Source organism: Chryseobacterium sp. KACC 21268 (genome assembly GCA_028736075.1).
GTDB lineage: Bacteria > Bacteroidota > Bacteroidia > Flavobacteriales > Weeksellaceae > Epilithonimonas.
Map to the genome: position 1 here is coordinate 1608868 of CP117875.1, position 19563 is coordinate 1628430.

Annotated in this window: 17 protein-coding genes; 7 read left to right on the forward strand and 10 right to left on the reverse strand. The window is 36.0% G+C overall.

From position 1 onward, the window contains the following. The first annotated feature begins 473 nt into the window (after positions 1-473). The 7 genes from PQ459_07545 (at position 474) to PQ459_07575 (ending at position 7414) form a co-directional block, all read left to right on the forward strand. Positions 474-1592 (forward strand): glycosyltransferase family 4 protein, encoded by a 1119-nt coding sequence (locus tag PQ459_07545; protein ID WDF48324.1) that lies wholly within the window; start codon positions 474-476, stop codon positions 1590-1592. Then, entirely contained in the window at positions 1592-2560 is a 969-nt protein-coding gene (locus tag PQ459_07550; protein WDF48325.1) for an NAD(P)-dependent oxidoreductase, read from the forward strand. The genes PQ459_07545 and PQ459_07550 overlap by 1 nt, the downstream gene beginning before the upstream one ends. Positions 2561-2620: 60 nt before the next feature. After that, the gene (locus PQ459_07555; protein ID WDF48326.1) at positions 2621-3079 is read left to right on the forward strand and encodes an adenylyltransferase/cytidyltransferase family protein; all 459 of its coding nucleotides are present in this window, start codon (positions 2621-2623) and stop codon (positions 3077-3079) included. Next, on the forward strand, positions 3076-3621 hold the full coding sequence (gene rfbC, locus PQ459_07560; GenBank protein WDF48327.1) for a dTDP-4-dehydrorhamnose 3,5-epimerase: 546 nt from the start codon (positions 3076-3078) through the stop codon (positions 3619-3621). Before PQ459_07555 ends, rfbC begins: the two co-directional genes overlap by 4 nt. A gap of 118 nt (positions 3622-3739) precedes the next feature. After that, positions 3740-5131: an exopolysaccharide biosynthesis polyprenyl glycosylphosphotransferase gene (locus PQ459_07565; GenBank protein WDF48328.1), complete on the forward strand. Its 1392-nt coding sequence runs from the start codon at positions 3740-3742 to the stop codon at positions 5129-5131. An 89-nt stretch (positions 5132-5220) separates the two neighbouring features. Beyond that, complete coding sequence (gene rimO / locus PQ459_07570; protein WDF48329.1) at positions 5221-6522, forward strand: 30S ribosomal protein S12 methylthiotransferase RimO; 1302 nt, start codon at positions 5221-5223, stop codon at positions 6520-6522. Between the two features lie 523 nt (positions 6523-7045). Then, complete coding sequence (locus PQ459_07575; GenBank protein WDF48330.1) at positions 7046-7414, forward strand: septal ring lytic transglycosylase RlpA family protein; 369 nt, start codon at positions 7046-7048, stop codon at positions 7412-7414. 75 nt (positions 7415-7489) lie between these two features. Here the strand turns inward: PQ459_07575 and PQ459_07580 are convergent, their stop codons facing one another. The 10 genes from PQ459_07580 to PQ459_07625 form a co-directional block, all read right to left on the reverse strand. After that, positions 7490-9610: a cation:proton antiporter gene (locus PQ459_07580; protein WDF48331.1), complete on the reverse strand. Its 2121-nt coding sequence runs from the start codon at positions 9608-9610 to the stop codon at positions 7490-7492. Between the two features lie 11 nt (positions 9611-9621). Continuing rightward, the gene (locus PQ459_07585; GenBank protein WDF48332.1) at positions 9622-10191 is read right to left on the reverse strand and encodes a hypothetical protein; all 570 of its coding nucleotides are present in this window, start codon (positions 10189-10191) and stop codon (positions 9622-9624) included. 231 nt (positions 10192-10422) lie between these two features. Continuing rightward, the gene (locus PQ459_07590; protein ID WDF48333.1) at positions 10423-10689 is read right to left on the reverse strand and encodes a hypothetical protein; all 267 of its coding nucleotides are present in this window, start codon (positions 10687-10689) and stop codon (positions 10423-10425) included. 20 nt (positions 10690-10709) lie between these two features. Continuing rightward, the gene (locus tag PQ459_07595) at positions 10710-11315 is read right to left on the reverse strand and encodes a Pr6Pr family membrane protein (GenBank protein ID WDF48334.1); all 606 of its coding nucleotides are present in this window, start codon (positions 11313-11315) and stop codon (positions 10710-10712) included. 160 nt (positions 11316-11475) lie between these two features. After that, positions 11476-13539 (reverse strand): M48 family metallopeptidase, encoded by a 2064-nt coding sequence (locus tag PQ459_07600; GenBank protein ID WDF48335.1) that lies wholly within the window; start codon positions 13537-13539, stop codon positions 11476-11478. Positions 13540-13692: 153 nt separating this feature from the next. Continuing rightward, complete coding sequence (groL, locus tag PQ459_07605) at positions 13693-15315, reverse strand: chaperonin GroEL (GenBank protein ID WDF48336.1); 1623 nt, start codon at positions 15313-15315, stop codon at positions 13693-13695. Positions 15316-15417: 102 nt separating this feature from the next. Beyond that, positions 15418-15696: a co-chaperone GroES gene (locus tag PQ459_07610; protein WDF48337.1), complete on the reverse strand. Its 279-nt coding sequence runs from the start codon at positions 15694-15696 to the stop codon at positions 15418-15420. A gap of 169 nt (positions 15697-15865) precedes the next feature. Continuing rightward, a complete protein-coding gene (locus PQ459_07615) occupies positions 15866-16351 on the reverse strand; it encodes a hypothetical protein (GenBank protein ID WDF48338.1) in 486 nt (161 codons plus the stop codon). Positions 16352-16383: 32 nt separating this feature from the next. Then, positions 16384-17097, reverse strand: coding sequence for a hypothetical protein (locus tag PQ459_07620; protein ID WDF48339.1), 714 nt, complete (start codon positions 17095-17097; stop codon positions 16384-16386). A gap of 53 nt (positions 17098-17150) precedes the next feature. Then, the gene (locus tag PQ459_07625) at positions 17151-19529 is read right to left on the reverse strand and encodes a M1 family aminopeptidase (GenBank protein ID WDF48340.1); all 2379 of its coding nucleotides are present in this window, start codon (positions 19527-19529) and stop codon (positions 17151-17153) included. Positions 19530-19563: the final 34 nt, after the last annotated feature.

Consider the following 19563-nt stretch of genomic DNA (forward strand, 5'->3'; position numbering starts at 1 on the left):
TTTGTAATACGGCTCCATTATTTTAATAAAAAAATCTTCTGATATTCATGATGTTGGTTTTGAGGCTTTTCCAGACATACTCGAAAAGATTTCTTTTTTTTTATATAATTTCTTATTAGAAAGACAGCCAAATCACCAGGTACCCCACCACTTGAAACGCAAAAAATGTGGAACACCATCTATTCTTTCAAAAGCCAGTTGTTTTCCAGAGATATTTGGAGAAAGTGTATTATGACCCATATAATGTTTCTTCTCTTGTAAAGCAAATAGAACTAATTTCAGATGATGAAACTAGAAAAAAAAATTTAGTAATAAATTGAATAAATAATGAAAACAATACAATTGGAGAAAAAATACTCTTAAATTAATAAATATTATAACATCCATAAAATATTAAATTATATATTTATATGATTTAAACATATAATTTATTAATTTTTGAGATCAAAAGTCATTAATACTATTTTAAAGTTATGAAAGTCGCAATTATTCAGGAATGGCTAGTCTCAGTAGGAGGGTCAGATAAAGTTGTAAAAGCAATAACTGATATTTTCCCTACAGCTGATATTTATACATTGGTCGCAGATAAAGGAGTATGTGAAGAGCTTGGGATCAACTATTCAAAAGTGAACACCTCTTTAATCCAAAAGCTTCCCTTTGGTGCTAAAAAGTACAAAATGTATCTTCCTCTTTTTCCTTATGCTATAGAGCAATTTGATTTGCGAGGTTATGATGTGATTATATCATCATCTCATGCTGTAGCCAAGGGAGTTCTTACAAAAGCTGATCAACTACATATTTCCTATTGCCATTCACCTATAAGATATGTATGGGATATGTATAATGAATATCTTGAAGAAGGTGGTCTTACAAAAGGATTTAAAAGTTTTTTAGCAAGATATCTATTACATAGAATTCGAAAATGGGATGTTTTATCAAGTTTCCGGGTAGATCATTTTATTAGTAATTCTAATAACGTGGGAAAAAGAATAAAAAAAACCTACAGACGAGATTCGGTAACAATATATCCAAACATAGATATATCCAATTTCACACTTTGTTTGGAAAAAGAAGATTTTTATTTAACCAGTAGCAGATTAGTTCCATACAAAAAAATCGATTTAATTGTGAAAGCTTTTAACCAGATGCCAGATAAAAAATTAAGGGTTATAGGATCAGGGCCAGATTACGAAAAAATAAAAAAAATAGCAAAGTCCAATATCACTGTTATGGGGTATCAGCCATTTGATATACTGAAAGATAATATGCAGAAAGCTAAAGCATTTGTTTTTGCAGCAGATGAAGATTTTGGAATGATTCCAATCGAGGCTCAGGCTTGTGGGACACCTGTTATCGCTTTTGGAAAGGGTGGCTCTCTAGAAACTGTCGTAAATAATGAAACAGGACTATACTTTTATCAGCAAACATCTGACTCAATCATTGAAGCTGTATCACGATTTGAACAGATAGGAAATACTTTTAATTACGATAGAATCAGAAGCCACGCAGAAAAATTTTCAGAGGAGCGATTCAAGAAAGAAATCAAAAAATATGTAGTAGAAAAGTATGATGAATTTTTAAAAAATAAATAATGAATTATTATCTTTTTGGAGGTTCCGGCTTTATTGGAACACACTTGGTCAATCTTTTAGCAGAAAAATATCCTAATAGTATTATTTATAACTTAGATATTAAAGAAAATAATCACAGCGGAAAATCCAAATACATCAACTGTGATGTCCGCAATCCGATCAAATTAGATATTTCTGTTGATCAACGTGATGTCATAATTAATCTAGCAGCTGTTCACACCACACCAGGTCATCCAGATCACGAGTATTTCGAAACCAATATGTTGGGCGCAGAAAATATTACTGCATTTGCAGATTTGTTTGGTATCAGAAAGGTCGTTTTTACATCATCAATTGCTCCATATGGCGCATCGGAGAGTATGAAAACTGAAACCACTTTACCTACACCTAATACACCATATGGTATCTCTAAATTAGTTGCTGAAAAAATCCATATTGCCTGGCAGGTAAAGAACGAAAATGAGAGGGAATTAACGATTTTAAGACCCGGAGTGGTCTTTGGAAAAGGCGAAAATGGAAACTTTACAAGATTATATTTTGGAATAAAGGGTCGTAAGTTTTTTTATGCAGGAAGAAAAGATACCATCAAAGCTAGCATCTATGTCAAGGAGTTAGTTCGTTTTATCTTATTTAGAATTAATTCTTCCAATCCTGGTTATGATATTTTCAATTGTACTTATGAACCAGCGTTTACCATTCAACAGATTTCTGAATCTATGATGAAGGCTACCAATATGAAAAGGAATATTCAGAAAATTCCTGCAGGACTGTTGATGTTTGCTGCAAATATTATAGGTTCATTAGGTGGTAAAAAATTAGGAATCCATCCAGATCGTGTAAAAAAACTAATGATCTCTACCAATGTTAATGGTGCGAAATTGGCTAAATCGGGATACAATTTTCATTATACTTTTGATGAAGCGTTGACTGACTGGTATAAGGATAATAATGACACTGCACTTAAGTAATAATTTTGATAACGTATTGCAAAATATTTTCCTATTTTTGTAATCAGAAAACTAAAATTTATGAAAACACAGAAAGTTGGAATAACCTTTTCTTCTTTTGACTTACTTCATGCAGGACACATCAAAATGCTCGAAGAAGCAAAAACTGTCTGTGACTATCTGATTGTAGGACTAAAGTTGGATCCCACATTTGACCGCCCTAATAAAAATAAACCATCTCAATCTATTGTAGAGCGCTACATCCAGCTAAAAGCATGCAAGGATGTGGATGAAATCATTCCATATAACACAGAGGAAGACTTGATGGATATCTTACAATCCTTTGTGATAGATGTTCGTATCATCGGAAGTGACTATAAAGATAAAAAGTTTACCGGCAAAGAGTACTGTGAGGAAAAAGGGATAGAGATTTTTTACAACAAAAGAGATCACAGATTTTCAAGTTCTGCCCTCAAAAAATCCGTATTCGAACAGGAACTGAAGAAACTTGACTCCACATTAGGAAAACAAATTGTATGAAAATAAAAGAAACACCACTTAAAGATTGCTATATTATTGAACCAACGGTATTCGAGGATGATAGAGGATACTTTTTTGAAAAATATAATGAGAAAAAATTTGAGGAAATCACTGGACTGAATGGTCACTTCGTTCAAGACAATATTTCAAAATCATCTTATGGTGTCTTAAGAGGTCTTCATCTCCAAAAAGGTGAGCATGCACAGGCAAAATTAGTTTCTTGTCTGGAAGGTAAAGTCTTCGATGTTGCTGTGGATTTGAGAGAGGATTCTCCTACTTTTGGAAAATGGTTTGGGATAGAACTAACGCCTGAAAATAAGCTGCAACTATACGTGCCGAGAGGTTTTGGTCACGGATTCTCAGTTTTGAGTGATACAGCAGTTTTTGCATACAAATGTGATAATTTTTACAACAAAGAGTCGGAAGGTGGCGTGCTTTGGAACGATGAAGACATCAATGTCGATTGGCAACTTCCATTGGAAGACGTTATTTTATCGGAAAAAGATGCAGTACTTACGAAGTTTTCAGAACATAATTTTTAAAGTAAATTTGTATCAAATTGTTAAATAAATGTTATATTTGAGAATAACATTTATATGACCTATTTGAAAACCAGATTTATCTGATGGAATTAAAAAATTATATTTCATATTTTAGAATATGCCTCTGTATTTCCTAAAAAAACTATCCAGGTACCTCGTATTTGGAGATTATATAATAATCAATATTTTCTTTCTATTAGGGATTAATTTTTTCATTAGTCCTTCGGAAATCTCTGTTATCAAACCAGATTATAAAACTCAGCTTTTGATTCTTAACTTTTCTTGGTACATTATTTCCAAATTAGTGAAATTGTACGAAGATACTTACTACAAAGATTCTGCAAAGCAATTCAGCTCGTTATTCAAAGCGCTTTCCATATTTATCATTTTCTTTTTCTTTTACAATACATTAATCTATTCCAAGTCAATAAGTATTTGGTTTACTGTGAAGTATCTGCTATCTGTGACTTCGATGCTTGTTTTGGGAAGGATTGTGATATTTTTGATTAGGAAAAAATATAGAATCAAAATCAACAGAGAATTAAGTTCTGTCAATACTATTTTAATTGGTAAAAATAACTTTTCAAAAACCATATTGTCCAATGATGAGATTAGATCGTCTATGGGGATCCGTGGTTTTTATTCTCTCGAAGATACAACTGAAAAAGGTAAATATCTCGGAGATATTAATAAACTCCTTGTAGATCTAGAAAATGAAAAAATAGATAATATCATCCTGTGCGATGACTCTATAGATGAGCAGCTTTATCATGAGATTGTTTATTTGGCAGATCACAAGATGGTTAGGATTTATATAGTACCGGATTTTAAGTACATCAACATGGGTCCTCATTCTCTTAATGTGATACAGGGTGTCCCATTTTTGAAACTAATGTCAGAACCACTGACTAATTCTGAAAATCAATTCATTAAAAGATTTTTTGATATTGCTTTTTCTCTTTTTGTCATTGTTTTTGTTCTCTCTTGGCTTATTCCTATCGTTGCATTGATTATTAAACTGGAAAGCGCAGGTCCCGTTTTTTTTCTACAAAAGAGATCTGGGATCAAAAATGAACCTTTTAGCTGTATCAAGTTCAGAAGTATGGCCATAAACAAACATGCGGACATTGCGACTGCAAAAAAAGGTGACAGCAGGATTACTAAGTTTGGTAAATTTATGCGCAAAACAAGTATTGATGAGTTACCACAGTTTATCAATGTATTGATTGGCAATATGTCTGTTGTAGGTCCAAGGCCGCACATGCTTTCGCAAACCAAACAGTATTCTAAGATTACAAAGAAATATATGTTGAGGCATATTGTAAAGCCGGGTATCACTGGTTGGGCGCAGGTAATGGGTTCTCGTGGAGAGATTTTTTCTGATAAAGACATGGAAAAAAGAATCGAGAAAGACATCTGGTATATCCAAAATTGGTCATTCTTTTTAGATTTGAAAATTGTTTTCCTAACATTTTACAATATTATAAAAGGAGATGAACAAGCTTACTAAATCTGCTTGTTTAAACACAGTCTAAATAGAAAGAACCAAATTTTGGTTCTTTTTTTTATCACTAAATTTGCAACCTCAAATTTTTATTAATGCGTACGAAATCAACAGGTAAGAAAAAAATAAATATAGTAACTCTAGGATGTTCCAAAAATGTCTATGACTCAGAAGTTCTGATGGGGCAGCTGGAGGCCAATGGCAAAAGCGTGGTGCACGAGGAAAAAGGCGATATTGTGGTGATCAATACTTGTGGATTTATTGATAATGCAAAAGAAGAAAGTATCAACACCATTTTGGAATATGTTGATCTGAAAAATCAAGGTGTTGTAGAAAAAGTTTTTGTGACAGGTTGTCTTTCCGAAAGATACAAACCAGATTTGATCCGTGAGATTCCAGATGTAGATCAATATTTCGGAACAAGAGATCTGCCTATTCTATTGAAGCACCTTGGCGCTGATTACAAGCACGAATTGGTTGGCGAGAGATTGACGACTACTCCAAAACATTACGCTTACCTCAAGATTTCCGAAGGTTGCGATAGACCTTGTTCTTTCTGCGCCATCCCATTGATGAGAGGAAATCATATTTCGACGCCAATTGAAAAATTAGTGATTGAAACTCAGAAATTGGCGAAAAAAGGAGTGAAGGAATTAATTCTCATCGCTCAGGATTTGACTTTCTATGGTCTTGATATCTATAAGAAAAGAGCTTTAGGAGAATTACTTCAAGAACTGATAAAAGTAGAAGGTATCGAGTGGATCAGACTTCATTACGCTTTTCCAACAGGTTTCCCAGAAGATGTTCTTGACATCATTAGAACAGAACCGAAAATTTGTAATTACATTGATATTCCACTTCAGCACATCAATACAGAACTCTTAAAGGCGATGAAACGTGGAACTACTTTCGAAAAAACAAATGCACTTCTTGATAAGTTCCGTGAGAAAGTTCCAGATATGGCGATCAGAACCACTTTGATCGTTGGTTTCCCGGGCGAGACAGAAGAGAAGTTTGAGGAGTTGAAACAGTGGGTCAGAGATCAGAGATTTGACCGTTTGGGTTGTTTCACATATTCTCACGAAGAAAATACAACTGCTTATGTCTTAGAAGATATTATTTCTGACGAAGAAAAGCAGAATCGAGTAGAACAGATTATGGAAATCCAGCAACAAATCTCTTGGGAGAAAAATCAAGAGAAAATTGACAAAACATTTAAATGTATCTTCGATAGAAAAGAAGGTGATTATTTCGTCGGTAGAACAGAGTACGATTCTCCAGATGTTGATAATACAGTTTTGGTTCCTGCAAAGGATGTTTATATTTCCATTGGAGAGTTTGCAAATGTGAAGATTACTTCTGCGGAAGATTTTGACTTGTACGGAGAGTTGGTATAAACTGAATTTTAAATAATAAAAGCCTTCATATTTTGAAGGCTTTTTTGTTTTCTGTTAAAATTTTGAATCAATTTATGTAAATAACTGACAGTTAGGTTTTTATATTAAATCTAAGTTGAGCTAATAGCTATTTATATAAATAAATATTAATTTGATATTAATATGTGTTATATCAAGTTGTATTAATCATTATCGGGATTAAATATTAAATTGTTTTAGCTAAAAAAGCTTTAGAATTATTGAATAAATAATTTTTGATTTGGTTGTGAATTGCCTTATTTTATATAAGTTGTTGTTAATTAAGTATTTGTGTATTGCGTGTTTTGTCGCTGCATTGTAATTAATTAACAAAATATGAATTAAATTAACATTTTTTAACAAATCTCGTGGTTGACTTACTGTAGGTTGTTGTAGAGGATTTGAAATTTGAAAAACTCCCGTATTGTGCGGTGTTTGCTGGAAAGTGAGGTAGCGATACGCTTTCCTGGTATCTTTGCGGAGTCAAAACCAATAAAAATTCAACATGATAAAAAGAATTCTTCTTGTAGTCATAATGATGATTTCAACACTTGGTATTTATTCTTTCAAGAGTTATGCCACAGATGCCAAAACAAGTTTTGCATCGTTCTACCACGATAAGTTTAACGGTAGAAAAACAGCAAGCGGGGAAATTTTCAGCAACAAAGCACTTACCGCTGCGAATAAAACACTTCCTTTCGGGACAGAAGTAAAAATTACAAATTTGATCTCTGGGAAAAGTGTTGTAGTTAGAGTTAACGACAGAGGACCATACCACTCATCTAGAGCCTTTGATCTCTCGAAAGCTGCATTTGATTCGATAGGCGACACCAGAAAAGGTACCATCGCAATCGAATACGAAATTATCGACTAAGATTCAACTTATTTTAAAGTTTAAAAGCCATCCGATTCGGATGGCTTTTTTGTTTGTTTTAGTCTCTCTAAAATATTATCTGAAAATCTTCTTGATGATATTTCCAATCTCGACAAAATCATCGTGGTTTCTTACAGATCGGATTTCTGTGTTTTCTTCATCAACCTTTGAGTATGGATAGATGAGCAGATAATTCTTGTTCGGAAGTTTTGAGTTGAGGAAATCCGGAATATATCTCATTTTTGGAAAGTACGAAGTCATTCCACGTTTGGCCAGGATCAAGATCAATCCTTCATTGTCCTTTATTTTTTCCGCTTTCTTCTCTGCATCTGCCCAAGAGTCGGTGATGATGAAATCTGCCTCGATATTGACTTTCTTGATGATCTTCTTCAAGACATTGATGATGTTTTCAGGCGCATAGAAGCTGATCACCGCGCCAGAATTTTTACCAATGTTCCAAACTCTTGCCAGAGAATGGAAGAATCCAGATTCCATATGTGCATTCTCCGGAATCATCACCAAATATCGTTTCACTGTAGAAAGTGGTTGTGCGGCGTGATACACGAAGATATTGATATCGTTGTTCTGCAGATAACCATTGTAAAGATTGTCTGCAAACGACGCGGAGAAACCTTTCTCATCTTCCAAACCAATGATCAGGTCCGTGATCTTCTGCTCTTTCACCACGTTATTGATTCCGTTGATCACATCGTTGTCGTAGCGTGTCAGAGGCTTTAATTTGACATCTGCTGCAGAAGCGGTGTTCACGGCGTAACTCAGGATTTTCTCAGCGTTTTTGATAGAGGAATCATTTTTATCTTCATTAATGACATTCAGGCCGAACATATTTTCTGTGTTCGCGTGATTTTTAACCAATAATCCAAGATTTACGGTCTTATCAACCATTCCTTCATAATTAAGCGCCAAAAGGATATTTTCCTGCTCGTGATTGTTTCCGGTGAGTGTGTCTTCATTTTCAGCTTCTGCAATCTTTTCCGCGCTTGCCATTGAGATGAATGATGAAATGGTACACGATATTAATATTAATAAAATACTGCCATTCAAAACGTGTTCGTTCAATAATCTGACAGGTTCGCCAGCTTCGTTTTCAGAAAGGATAATGTTGTAACCAACCATTACTGCGGCCAGAGTTGCAGCGGCCGAGGCGGAACTTAATCCAAAAATCAATTTTCCTTCGTGCTTTGTCAATCGAAATGTTTTCTGGGTCAGAACGGCCGCTACATATTTTCCTAAAATGGAAGCCACCAACATTACAGATGCGACTTGCAAAGTTTCCCAACTTTTGAAAAAGACTTTGAAATCGATCAACATTCCAACGCTGATCAAAAAGAAAGGAATGAAGATCGCGTTCCCGACAAACTCGACCCGATTCATCAATGATGAAGTGTGTGGAATCAATCTATTCAAAGCCAATCCTGCCAAGAATGCGCCGATAATGGCTTCAACGCCAGCTAATTCTGCCAAAAGTGCGGCCAGGTAGATCATTACAAGTACAAAAATATACTGCGAAATCTTATCATCCACTTTCTTGAAAAACCATCTGCCGATGATTGGAAATATTAATAAAACCACCAATCCGAAAGCTAAAACCGAAACGGAAAGCTTGATCCAAAATTCGCTCCCAACTTCACCCTGCGACATTCCGACGACCACCGCCAAAACCAATAGGGCAAGCACATCGGTGATCATCGTTCCACCAACGGTGATGTTTACAGAGAGATTCTTCGCAACGCCCAACTTGCTGACAAGCGGGTAAGCGATCAAAGTGTGTGATGAAAAAAGACTGGCAAAAAGGACGGTCGTCAAAAGCGAGAATCCTAAAATATAATAGCCGCCCAAAAAGCCGAGGACAAAAGGAACAACGAAGGTGTAAAGTCCAAAGGTCAAACTTTTCCATTTGTTCTTTTTGAAGTCGCCCATATCGATTTCCAGACCGGCGAGAAACATAATGTAGAGTAGTCCGGTTGTGCCTGTTACCACAATACTGCTGTCTCTCGAGAGAACATTGAAACCATTTGGTCCAATGATGGCGCCTGCGATGATGAGTCCGAGAAGATGTGGAACTTTGATTTTGTTGAGTAATAGTGGCGCGCTGAGAATGATGATGAGAACCACCAAAAATTTCAGAACGGGATCTTCTAATGGAAGACTGAGGTTGTGAATACTTAAAAGCATTTGTGTGTTTTTTATTTTGGACGTACCAATTCTACAGAAAATACAGCAGAACAGTTGTTATTGACAGTGATTGTTCTCTTTCCGCGAATCTTTTCGGGCGAGATCTCATTGAGCAGAATGTTCATATCAACCAGCTTGGAAGAAGTAGAATCGGTTTTGAAATTGAGTTTGATCTCGTTGTTTTCCAGCTTTCCGGCGTATGTTCGTACCAAATTATTTTTGCTGTAAACATTGACCGAAGTTTGCAAAGAATCATTCACGAATTCCCAGATGTCCGTTCTCTGGTCACCGATCACGTAGTCGGAGCAGTTGGATTCTGTGCAGATCACCTTTCCGGTCCACTTCCCAAGAATGTATTCTGGCCAAGTCGGGATCATTACAGAATCTATTTTTTTTGCGTATAGACTGTCTCGCATTTTCAACAGCGCATCAAATTCTGCTTCTTTTTGGGAGAAGACATTTTCCTTTTCAGACAAGAGTTTTTCCCTTGCGTCCAGCTGTTTTTCGCGTTCGTTTTCTTTACAGGAAAATAAAAATATTGACAGACAGCATAACAGTAGAATTTTCGTACTTCTCGGCATAATTTGATTTATTTTAAATCTCAAATTAACAAAAAATATCCAAAGTCGCAACTGCAGAAAACGCTGGATTGGTGGTTTTGATTAAATATTTTCTCTCAAAACGCTAGAATATTGGAAGTTGTGGTGGTTTTATAAAAAGAAAAATTGTAATTTTTAATTTGTGAATATTGGTTTTTTAAGACTTTTTTCAGATATTGAAAATCACTTTTTCATTAAGATTAATTTTAAATATCAAGAAAGTTTCACCAATCTCACAATCTGATAGACCGCGTGATTTTTCAGAGACAATGATCTTGTAATTTCCGGAATCGCCTGCAGGTTGGCCTCACACAAATATCCAAATTCCAGTTCTTTGATGACTTTGCAATGTTCAGAGATTATTTTCTTCAGCTTTTTATCCGCTTTGTAAAGCTCGACGTAAACGAGATATTTGCTGTCAGAATATTCGTTAGGATTACCGATATTCTTAATGTATTTTTCCAGATCTTTCTTTTTCATTTTGATGAAATTTAAATTAATTAATGTTTTTCAAATTTGTTATTAATAGCAATTAGCACAGATCCGATGGCTAAAAATACGAAAAGCATCAACACGATATTGATACTGACCTGCTCATATCCAAGTTTCCGAGCATCCAAAAAAGGGTAGGGGTACCAATGCACGATGGCGCCACGGATTAGAGAATAGACCAAATAAATTAGTGGAAAGATCAACCAGAAAAATCCGTGCTTCCAACGCAATTTTTGTTTTTTGACAAAGAATATCCAGTGCAAAATATATGAAACCGGAATGACGACGTGCAACATATTATCCAAAAATAATTGCCAGCCGGTGGGTTTCCAAATGCCACGCAAAATGATATTATAAACAACAAAGACGACGAAAATGTAAAGTGCGATCGCTGTTTTGACGGAAAGGCTGGCGAAAAAATTTCCCAGTTTCGTTCCATTGAGAAATGTAGAAAAAGTCAAACTAAGCGCAACCAAGAGATTGCTTAGAATTGTAAAGTAGCTCAGTACATTCGAAAAAGTTCCTTCTGTGATGTAGAACTGAAGGATCACGCAAAACCAAGCAAGCAAAGCAATTGTGGAAGCGAAGATGGTTTTGGTTTTTAGGTTTTTCATTAATGTCAGTATTTAGATCAATGAATTTTGATTAACGAACAAAACAAAATAAACTTTTCGTTTGCTCATCTTTATTTTTAATTCAATCAATAATAATTCTAAAATTATCATTTTATGTCAGAGTAAAAAACCGCTCACGAAAATTGAACGGTTTTTAAAATTATGAAACTTGAGATTGAACTTTGCTTTTTTCCAAACTGGACATTTGATCCAAAAGTCTTTTCTTCAGAAGGAAATAATTTCTTGCAATGTAATATTGGTAACTATTGATGGCGAAAAACAATTGTTGCAGATTTTTGTCAAAATACTCGTTGTGGCTAAAATAGATCATCGTATAATTCGCATAATAATCCAAATCCTTTCTGTTTTGCTCGTCGATTTCGTTTTCAAGAAGTGGATTTTTCAGAATGCTTTTCAATGCTTCTTTCAGTTTGGCTTCTAGAGGAATGTTGTTTTTGAAATTTTTCGCAATCTGTTCAAAAGGTGTCGTCACACTCACGAAGGCAAATGCGTTGCTAAGATCCAAATACAATTGGAATTGATTTTCGTAAGTCACATCGCACTCTGCAAAGTCGGAATAGATTTTTCTAAAGTCGGTTTCCAGATTTTGGGTTTTGGCAAGATTCAGGAAATAATGGTAGAAGTTGATGTCGTTTTCTGTCACTTCTTTTTCCAAACTTTTGATTTCATTTTCCAAGGTTGGAATCAGCTTTTTCGCGTCGGAAGCTTTGTATTTGGTTCCATCGTAGTCAAAAGTTTTGATGTCCAATTCCTTTTTGGAAATCGCTTCGATGGTACTTTTATCATTTTGAAGTGCGATCAGATTGTAGGCGATCTCGATTTTATCTTTACCAAAAAGTTCGTTAAAACTTAGGTTTTCATTGGTTGGCGAAGCATTTTCAATATCAAATTTATCCGGATTTTTGTTATCATAATAATTGTTGAAAATTTTATCAAAAGTATCTTTGTTGTAATTGGCTTCGAATTCTTCTTTGAAATGATCAAATTCCAAATTGGATTTTTCACTTTCGTATTGAACATTCGAAAACAATTTGGTGGTCAGCTTTTCTTCTGTTTCTTCAAAATTTTTGAAAAGGAATTTTGCCGGCTGATTGTCCGCATTTTTCTGAATATTCAATTGTCTCAGGCGGTTGACTCTCTCCTCGGTCGACGGATGCGACGCCCATTGATTCTCGATGACCAATTTTGATTTGTTGAAAAGTCCTGCTTCTTCCAATTTTACAACTGGCAAATCATATTTGTTTTCCAAATCGCTTTCCTTCGCCAAAAATCCCATCACGTAGGATTGTTCTCTATAGATATTTTTGCTGGCTTTGTTTTCCTTGATTTTATTTTCATAGAAACTGAGGACATTGTTATACGAATTATCTGCCAAGTCCAGCCTCAAAAGCGATTCTTCCAAAGCCAATGATCCAGCGATATTGGCAGAAACTTCATCTGCGTGAAACTCCATTTCCCTGGAAAGTGCAAGATGCCTGATATTCACAAAGGAATACATCTTCGCAAGAATCCACTGGATACCTGATGTGAATTTCAATGCTAATTCTGCAAAGAATGCGAAATATCCACTTGCGTTGGACCAGCTTTGAATCGTGTTTCTGTAGGATTCGTCGTCATTCACCAAATTGAAAATAATCTGATTCACATTGTAAACATAACTTCCCACTTTCATCGATCTTTGAGAAAAATGTCCGAACTCGTGTGCGAGAATCGCCTTCAGCTCCTGTTTTGTACAAACGTTTACGAGTCCAACTCCAATTGTCAGATTCTTTTTGATTGGCAAAAACATACTCCAAAACGTGGAATCGTAGAAAACGCTTGCGTTGACATCGTAGCTCAGATAGACTTTTTTAGGAAAATCCGTTCCTGTTTCTTTTACCAGTTCGTTTATCATTGCGAAAAGTTCGGGTTCGTCTTTTTGTTGGATTTCCGTGAGGTAACTTCTGTCGTTGATGTGTTTTTTGAAAATAAATTTTATCAAAAAGTAAAAGATCAAAATTCCAAAAATTGCCAGCCCAAGACCGATCATCACTGTAAAAAACATCGGCTTTGCGGCAATTAGGAAAATTCCTCCTGCGATGCAAGCAACCGTCAATGCAATGGCGGCAATGAAAAGTAAAATGTAAACGATGATAAATGAGATGATGGAAAAAATAGCGGCTTTGCTTTTCTTCCTGAAGTCTGCCGAGGTTTGGATTAGCATAAATCTAATTGGTTGTTAATTTTGAATTAAAAATATAAAAACCATTTAAAATTTCCGAATCATTTGATATTAATTTTAATAAAAAGTAGAATTCATAAAAAAACCGCTCAGAAAAAATCTGAACGGTTTTATATATTTAGTTGTCGTTGACTGTTACATCATTCCTGGCATCCCGCCGCCCATTGGCATTGCAGGCTCAGCGCTTTTCACTTCAGTGATCACACATTCAGTTGTCAATAGCATTCCAGAAACAGAAGCTGCGTTTTCCAAAGCAACTCTCGTTACTTTAGTTGGGTCAATGATCCCAGCCTCAAGCATATTCACGTATTCGTCAGTTTTTGCGTTGTAACCGAAATCTCCAGTTCCTTCCGCTACTTTTGCAACGATCACAGAACCTTCGCCTCCAGCGTTGGTAACAATCTGTCTCAACGGCTCTTCGATCGCTCTTTTGATGATCTTGATACCAGTCGTTTCGTCAGCATTTGAACCTTCGAAGTTAAGGGCAGCAACCGCTCTTACCAAAGCAACACCACCACCGGCAACAATTCCTTCTTCAACAGCAGCTCTAGTTGCGTGCAATGCATCATCAACTCTGTCTTTTTTCTCTTTCATTTCTACTTCAGAAGCAGCACCTACGTAAAGTACAGCAACACCACCAGCCAATTTAGCCAATCTCTCCTGAAGTTTTTCTCTGTCATAGTCAGAAGTCGTTGTCTCCATCTGAGCTTTGATCTGAGAAACTCTTCCTTTGATCTGAGCTTCCTCGCCACCACCGTTTACAAGGGTAGTATTGTCTTTGTCGATCACTACTTTCTCAGCAGTTCCCAACATATCGATGGTAATGTTTTCCATATTGAAACCTCTTTCTTCCGAGATCACGGTTCCGCCTGTCAAGATTGCGATATCTTCCAACATTGCTTTTCTTCTGTCACCAAATCCTGGTGCTTTCACAGCAGCAATTTTAAGAGAACCTCTCAATTTGTTCACTACCAAAGTTGCCAAAGCTTCTCCTTCAACTTCTTCAGAAATGATCAAAAGAGATTTTCCACCTTGTGCAACTGGCTCAAGAACTGGCAATAATTCTTTCATCGAAGAGATCTTTTTCTCAACCAACAAGATGTAAGGGTTTTCTAGTTCAACCACCATTTTTTCTGGATTGGTCACGAAATATGGAGATTGGAAACCTCTGTCAAACTGCATTCCTTCTACAACATCTACAGTTGTATCTGTTCCTTTTGCTTCTTCAACAGTGATCACACCTTCTTTTCCAACTTTTCCAAAAGCTTCAGCGATCAATGATCCGATTGTATCATCATTGTTTGCAGAGATAGAAGCAACTTGTTTGATTTTTTCTGAGTTGTTCCCCACTTCCTGAGACTGAGATTTAAGGTTTTCAACCACAGCCAATACAGCTTTGTCGATTCCTCTTTTCAAGTCCATTGGGTTTGCACCAGCAGCAACGTTTTTAAGACCTTCTCTTACGATAGCCTGAGCAAGTACTGTAGCGGTAGTTGTACCATCTCCAGCGATGTCATTGGTTTTAGAAGCGACTTCTTTCACCATTTGAGCACCCATATTTTCTACTCTGTCTTCCAGTTCGATCTCTTTTGCAACGGTTACACCATCTTTGGTAACGTGTGGTGCACCGAAAGATTTTTCGATGACAACGTTTCTACCTTTTGGTCCTAAAGTTACTTTAACTGCATTTGCCAATGCGTCAACACCTCTTTTCAAAGCGTCTCTTGATTCAATATCGAATTTAATTTCTTTTGCCATTTTTTGTTGTATTAATGTACTTTGTACAATGTATTAATGAATGTTGTATTCACGAAAATTTAAATCATTTTACGTAAATACATTTTACTTTTTACAAATTTTTTACCCAATAATTCCAAGTAGATCTCCCTCTTTCACGATAAGATAATCTTTCCCTTCAAACTTAAGTTCTGTTCCTGAATATTTTCCATAAAGCACTTTGTCACCAACTTTTACAGTGGTTGGCTCATCTACTTTTCCTGGACCAACTGCTACAACCGTTCCTTCCTGAGGTTTTTCTTTTGCAGTGTCTGGGATGATGATTCCTGATGCTGTTTTAGTTTCTGCAGGTGTTGGTTCTACCAAAACTCTGTCCGCTAATGGTTTGAAATTTACTGACATAATTATATTTGATTTTTTAATATTTATTCTCATTCCTACATCTCCAAGAATGTGCCAATGATGAAGGAAGTTGGAAGTTGGAAGATGGATGTTCTATTTGGCAGAGTTTTATTCTTGATGCTGAAATTTTGGCAGAAAAAAAGTCATTCGGTTTGAATGACTTTTGCGGTTAGCTATTGTGCGTTTTATGTTTTTTGTTTTTACTTCTGGAAGTTTTTAATAATTGTTTAGCATAATCTACAGCCATACAACAAACATTGCCAAAGCTATTCTCCTCCAAATATTTTTGATATGAATTGATGAAATTAAAATATCCAATTTTTGCTTTTGAATTTTTTTTTGCTTCTAATAAAATATTGTAAGACGAATTTCTATATTCCTTAGCAAAAATATCATCTACGTATTTTCGTAATTCTTCATCCGAAACATAGATTTCATTATCAAGTTCTTCGTGTTCCTTCTTTCGATTTTCTTTTTCTTCTGGAGTTTGTCTCCCAAATAAATCTTGCACGATTCCTTGATTCATCGCATCATAATCTGCTTTGTACTTATGAGGAAAAGCAACCAAACTGTTTCCTTTTTCATCTGCAGGATAAAACCAGATTTGCTTGCGAAGTTTTTTCTTTTCTAATCGAGGTAATTTAAACTTGTCCATAATGTTTTTTACTGATGACCAAATTACTCTATTTATTCAATTATCATCTTTCTTCCACCAGCATTAATTTCTTGTTTAATGACTTTCCTTGTAACCGAATCAATGTAATAAACGCTTTCCGTTTTTCTATCCTGAATATCATCCGTAGTATTCACGATCCAAACATCCTTTCCATTATAGTCACTTTTTTCAACCTTTTCAATATAAGCTTTGATAACACCTTTTTTTGCTGTTGGATTATAATCATAGATAGAAATTTCAGATGTGTAATTTTCTTTTAAAGGCAAAAATCTTATTAATGCCGGATAACTATTACTGTCAAAATAGGCTGAAGTTGTAGCTTCATTAATCAAATCTTTTTTCTGAGTTTTCTTATCCAAATAATAGCCTGTCACCTTATTTTTATTAAATCTAAGCGACATATTTCTCATCGAATTAAAGGACGAATGATAAACTGGCTGGAAATCTGAGATTTTAACAATCGTAGAATCAACCCAAGCCTCAGGAGCTTGCTTCATTTTGACTGTTGTTCTTATCAAAAGGTCTTTCTTGTTTAATTTCTTAAATTCTGTTGTCACTTTTCCGATTTCTATTTTAGCGCCTGCATTTTCCATTGTCCAGCCAACTTCTGATAATTCTTCCTGAATGTATTTTGAATCAATTTTAATGTTTGAAGGTGAAAGCAGATTTTGTGCAGAAAAAAAATTGGCACTACCAATTATTAAAAGGATAAGAAATGTTCTCATATTTTTTAATAATAAGTGGTGCCGAATATTATAAAGTTACAGCAAAACTAAATTTACTTTTTCCCCGCGGCCTGCATTGGATTCACTTTTCCGCTTGCGCCGCCTCTTGCGGTCTCTCTTTGAGCCTGTTTGAAAACTTGGAATTTCGAAGGCGCTTCTGTTGATGAAGTTGCTGCCCAATAATTGTTGGAAGTGTCAATGTCTGCAGTTTCTTTCATCGGATCCAATTGGATGGATTTAATTTTCTTACCGAAATAGTAAGTTTTTGAAACTTTCTGCTCATTAGATCTCCAGATTTGAACATTGATCTTGTCATTCAATTTGGAGCCATCTTCAAAGGTAAATTCCAGAATGATCGGCATTACCAATCCGCCTTTGTTCGTAAAATCGATTTGATAAGCAGTGATGTTTTTATTAATGCCTTGAGTTTTTTCTTGAGCCGACAGTTTTTCGGAAGCTGGAGATTTTAAAGTATACTCTTTAGATGTATCCACTTTTTCCTCGCCTCGGTCATATCTGTAATAGAAATCCTGAACGGCTTTGTCGCCATCCACATAGAATTTGATCTTCTCATCTCTGTTTCTAACTTTCGAGATATCTTCAAACTCGTTAAGCGCTGGCGCATCGGTTTTATATTTTACTTCCGTTGCTTCTCTTGGTGCTGCATCGTAGTCTGGTGTTGCGATAGAAACTTTGTCAATAGCTATATCTACTGGATCTGTGCTGTAGAACCAACCTCTCCAAAACCAATCCAGGTCTTCGCCGCTCGCATCTTCCATTGTTCGGAAAAGGTCTGCAGGCTCTGGATGACGGAATGCCCATCTTTGCGCGTAGGTTTTGAAGGCTTTATCAAAAAGTTCTCTGCCCATAATGGTTTCACGAAGGATATTCAATCCAGTTGCTGGTTTGGAATAAGCGTTTGGTCCAAAACGAGCGATGTTTTCTGAGTTGGTCATAATCGGTTCCAATTCGTCTTTCGGAAGTTTCATATAATCTACAATCGTCCAAGCTGGTCCACGTTTCGAAGGGAATTTATTATCCCATTTTTCCTCGGTCAAATATTCTACAAAGGTATTCAAACCTTCATCCATCCAAGACCATTGTCTCTCGTCTGAGTTGATGATCATTGGGAAAAAGTTGTGTCCAACTTCGTGGATGATCACGCCCAACATTCCGTTTTTGATGGCTTCAGAATAAGTTCCGTCTTTCTCCGTACGTCCATAATTAAAACAGATCATCGGATATTCCATTCCGTTGGAAGCTTCTACAGATTGTGCTACCGGATATGGATAAGGAATCGTGAATTCTGAATAGGTTTTTATGGTGTGAGCCACCGCTTTTGTAGAGAATTTCCTGTAAAGTCCGTAAGCTTCTTTTCCGTAGAAACTCATCGCCATTACCTTATTGTTGTTTTCTGGGATCAAAACTTTCATGCCGTCCCAAACAAATTTTCTTGATGAACCCCAAGCAAAGTCACGCACATTTTCCGCTTCGAATTTCCAGGTTTTTCTTTCCTTGGATTTATTTTTTTCTGCTTTTTTAGCTTCATCAAGTGTTACGATCTCAATCGGTTCGTTAGAATTTTCAGCTTGCTTGTATCTTGCCAATTGAGCCGAAGTCAAAACTTGGTCATAATTTTTACAAACACCAGTTCCGCCAATGATGTGATCCGCTGGAACATTCATAGAAACTTTGAAGTTTCCAAAAACCAATGCGAACTCGCCACGACCTGTAAATTGATGGTTTTGCCAACCGTGGAAATCGCTGTAAACGCACATTCTCGGATACCATTGTGTCATTGTGTAAAGGTCATTGCCATCGTCAGGGAAGTTTTCATAACCACCACGACCGCCTTTTTCCATTCGGTTCGGGATGTTATAGTTCCAGTCCACTTTGAAGGTGAATTTCTCTCCAGCTTTCAAAGGTTTTGCCAGGTCGATCCTCATCATCGTTTTGTTCACGACATATTTGATCGGCGAACCGTTGGCGTCGGTCACTTTTTCAAGATTTACACCGTAGCCATCGTCTTTTGCAGGAAGTTCAGATGTTTTTAATCTATCGATGTTTGCTGCTTTGGGTAGAGTGGAGGAAGAAGGGTAATCTGCATTTTTTACAGAAGATTGCTGATTCTCATCCAGCTGAAGCCAAAGATATTCTAAAGTGTCGGGAGAATTATTATAATAGGTGATCGTTTCGGAACCTTTAAGATTTCTTTTGTCTTCATCCAAATAGGCGGAAATATCGTAGTCGGCACGTTGTTGCCAATATTGATTTCCTGGCGCACCAGAAGCCGTCCTGTAAGTATTTGGTGTTGGAAGGATCGTGCCGAGTTGTTCAAACTTATTCCCGTGATTGCTCCCAGGATTGTTTTGAATATTTTGAGCACCGACAAAAACACTGGCAAATAGAAGACCTAAAACTTTTAATTTCATTTCCGAAAAATTAATGACTAATAAAATTATATGT

What these genes read in the sequence shown, in the direction of transcription:
- PQ459_07545 (WDF48324.1), top strand. Translation starts at nt 474, where the DNA reads ATGAAAGTCGCAATTATTCAGGAATGGCTAGTCTCAGTAGGAGGGTCA.
- PQ459_07550 (WDF48325.1), top strand. Translation starts at nt 1,592, where the DNA reads ATGAATTATTATCTTTTTGGAGGTTCCGGCTTTATTGGAACACACTTG.
- PQ459_07555 (WDF48326.1), top strand. Translation starts at nt 2,621, where the DNA reads ATGAAAACACAGAAAGTTGGAATAACCTTTTCTTCTTTTGACTTACTT.
- rfbC (WDF48327.1), top strand. Translation starts at nt 3,076, where the DNA reads ATGAAAATAAAAGAAACACCACTTAAAGATTGCTATATTATTGAACCA.
- PQ459_07565 (WDF48328.1), top strand. Translation starts at nt 3,740, where the DNA reads ATGCCTCTGTATTTCCTAAAAAAACTATCCAGGTACCTCGTATTTGGA.
- rimO (WDF48329.1), top strand. Translation starts at nt 5,221, where the DNA reads ATGCGTACGAAATCAACAGGTAAGAAAAAAATAAATATAGTAACTCTA.
- PQ459_07575 (WDF48330.1), top strand. Translation starts at nt 7,046, where the DNA reads ATGATAAAAAGAATTCTTCTTGTAGTCATAATGATGATTTCAACACTT.
- PQ459_07580 (WDF48331.1), bottom strand. Translation starts at nt 9,610, where the DNA reads ATGCTTTTAAGTATTCACAACCTCAGTCTTCCATTAGAAGATCCCGTT.
- PQ459_07585 (WDF48332.1), bottom strand. Translation starts at nt 10,191, where the DNA reads ATGCCGAGAAGTACGAAAATTCTACTGTTATGCTGTCTGTCAATATTT.
- PQ459_07590 (WDF48333.1), bottom strand. Translation starts at nt 10,689, where the DNA reads ATGAAAAAGAAAGATCTGGAAAAATACATTAAGAATATCGGTAATCCT.
- PQ459_07595 (WDF48334.1), bottom strand. Translation starts at nt 11,315, where the DNA reads ATGAAAAACCTAAAAACCAAAACCATCTTCGCTTCCACAATTGCTTTG.
- PQ459_07600 (WDF48335.1), bottom strand. Translation starts at nt 13,539, where the DNA reads ATGCTAATCCAAACCTCGGCAGACTTCAGGAAGAAAAGCAAAGCCGCT.
- groL (WDF48336.1), bottom strand. Translation starts at nt 15,315, where the DNA reads ATGGCAAAAGAAATTAAATTCGATATTGAATCAAGAGACGCTTTGAAA.
- PQ459_07610 (WDF48337.1), bottom strand. Translation starts at nt 15,696, where the DNA reads ATGTCAGTAAATTTCAAACCATTAGCGGACAGAGTTTTGGTAGAACCA.
- PQ459_07615 (WDF48338.1), bottom strand. Translation starts at nt 16,351, where the DNA reads ATGGACAAGTTTAAATTACCTCGATTAGAAAAGAAAAAACTTCGCAAG.
- PQ459_07620 (WDF48339.1), bottom strand. Translation starts at nt 17,097, where the DNA reads ATGAGAACATTTCTTATCCTTTTAATAATTGGTAGTGCCAATTTTTTT.
- PQ459_07625 (WDF48340.1), bottom strand. Translation starts at nt 19,529, where the DNA reads ATGAAATTAAAAGTTTTAGGTCTTCTATTTGCCAGTGTTTTTGTCGGT.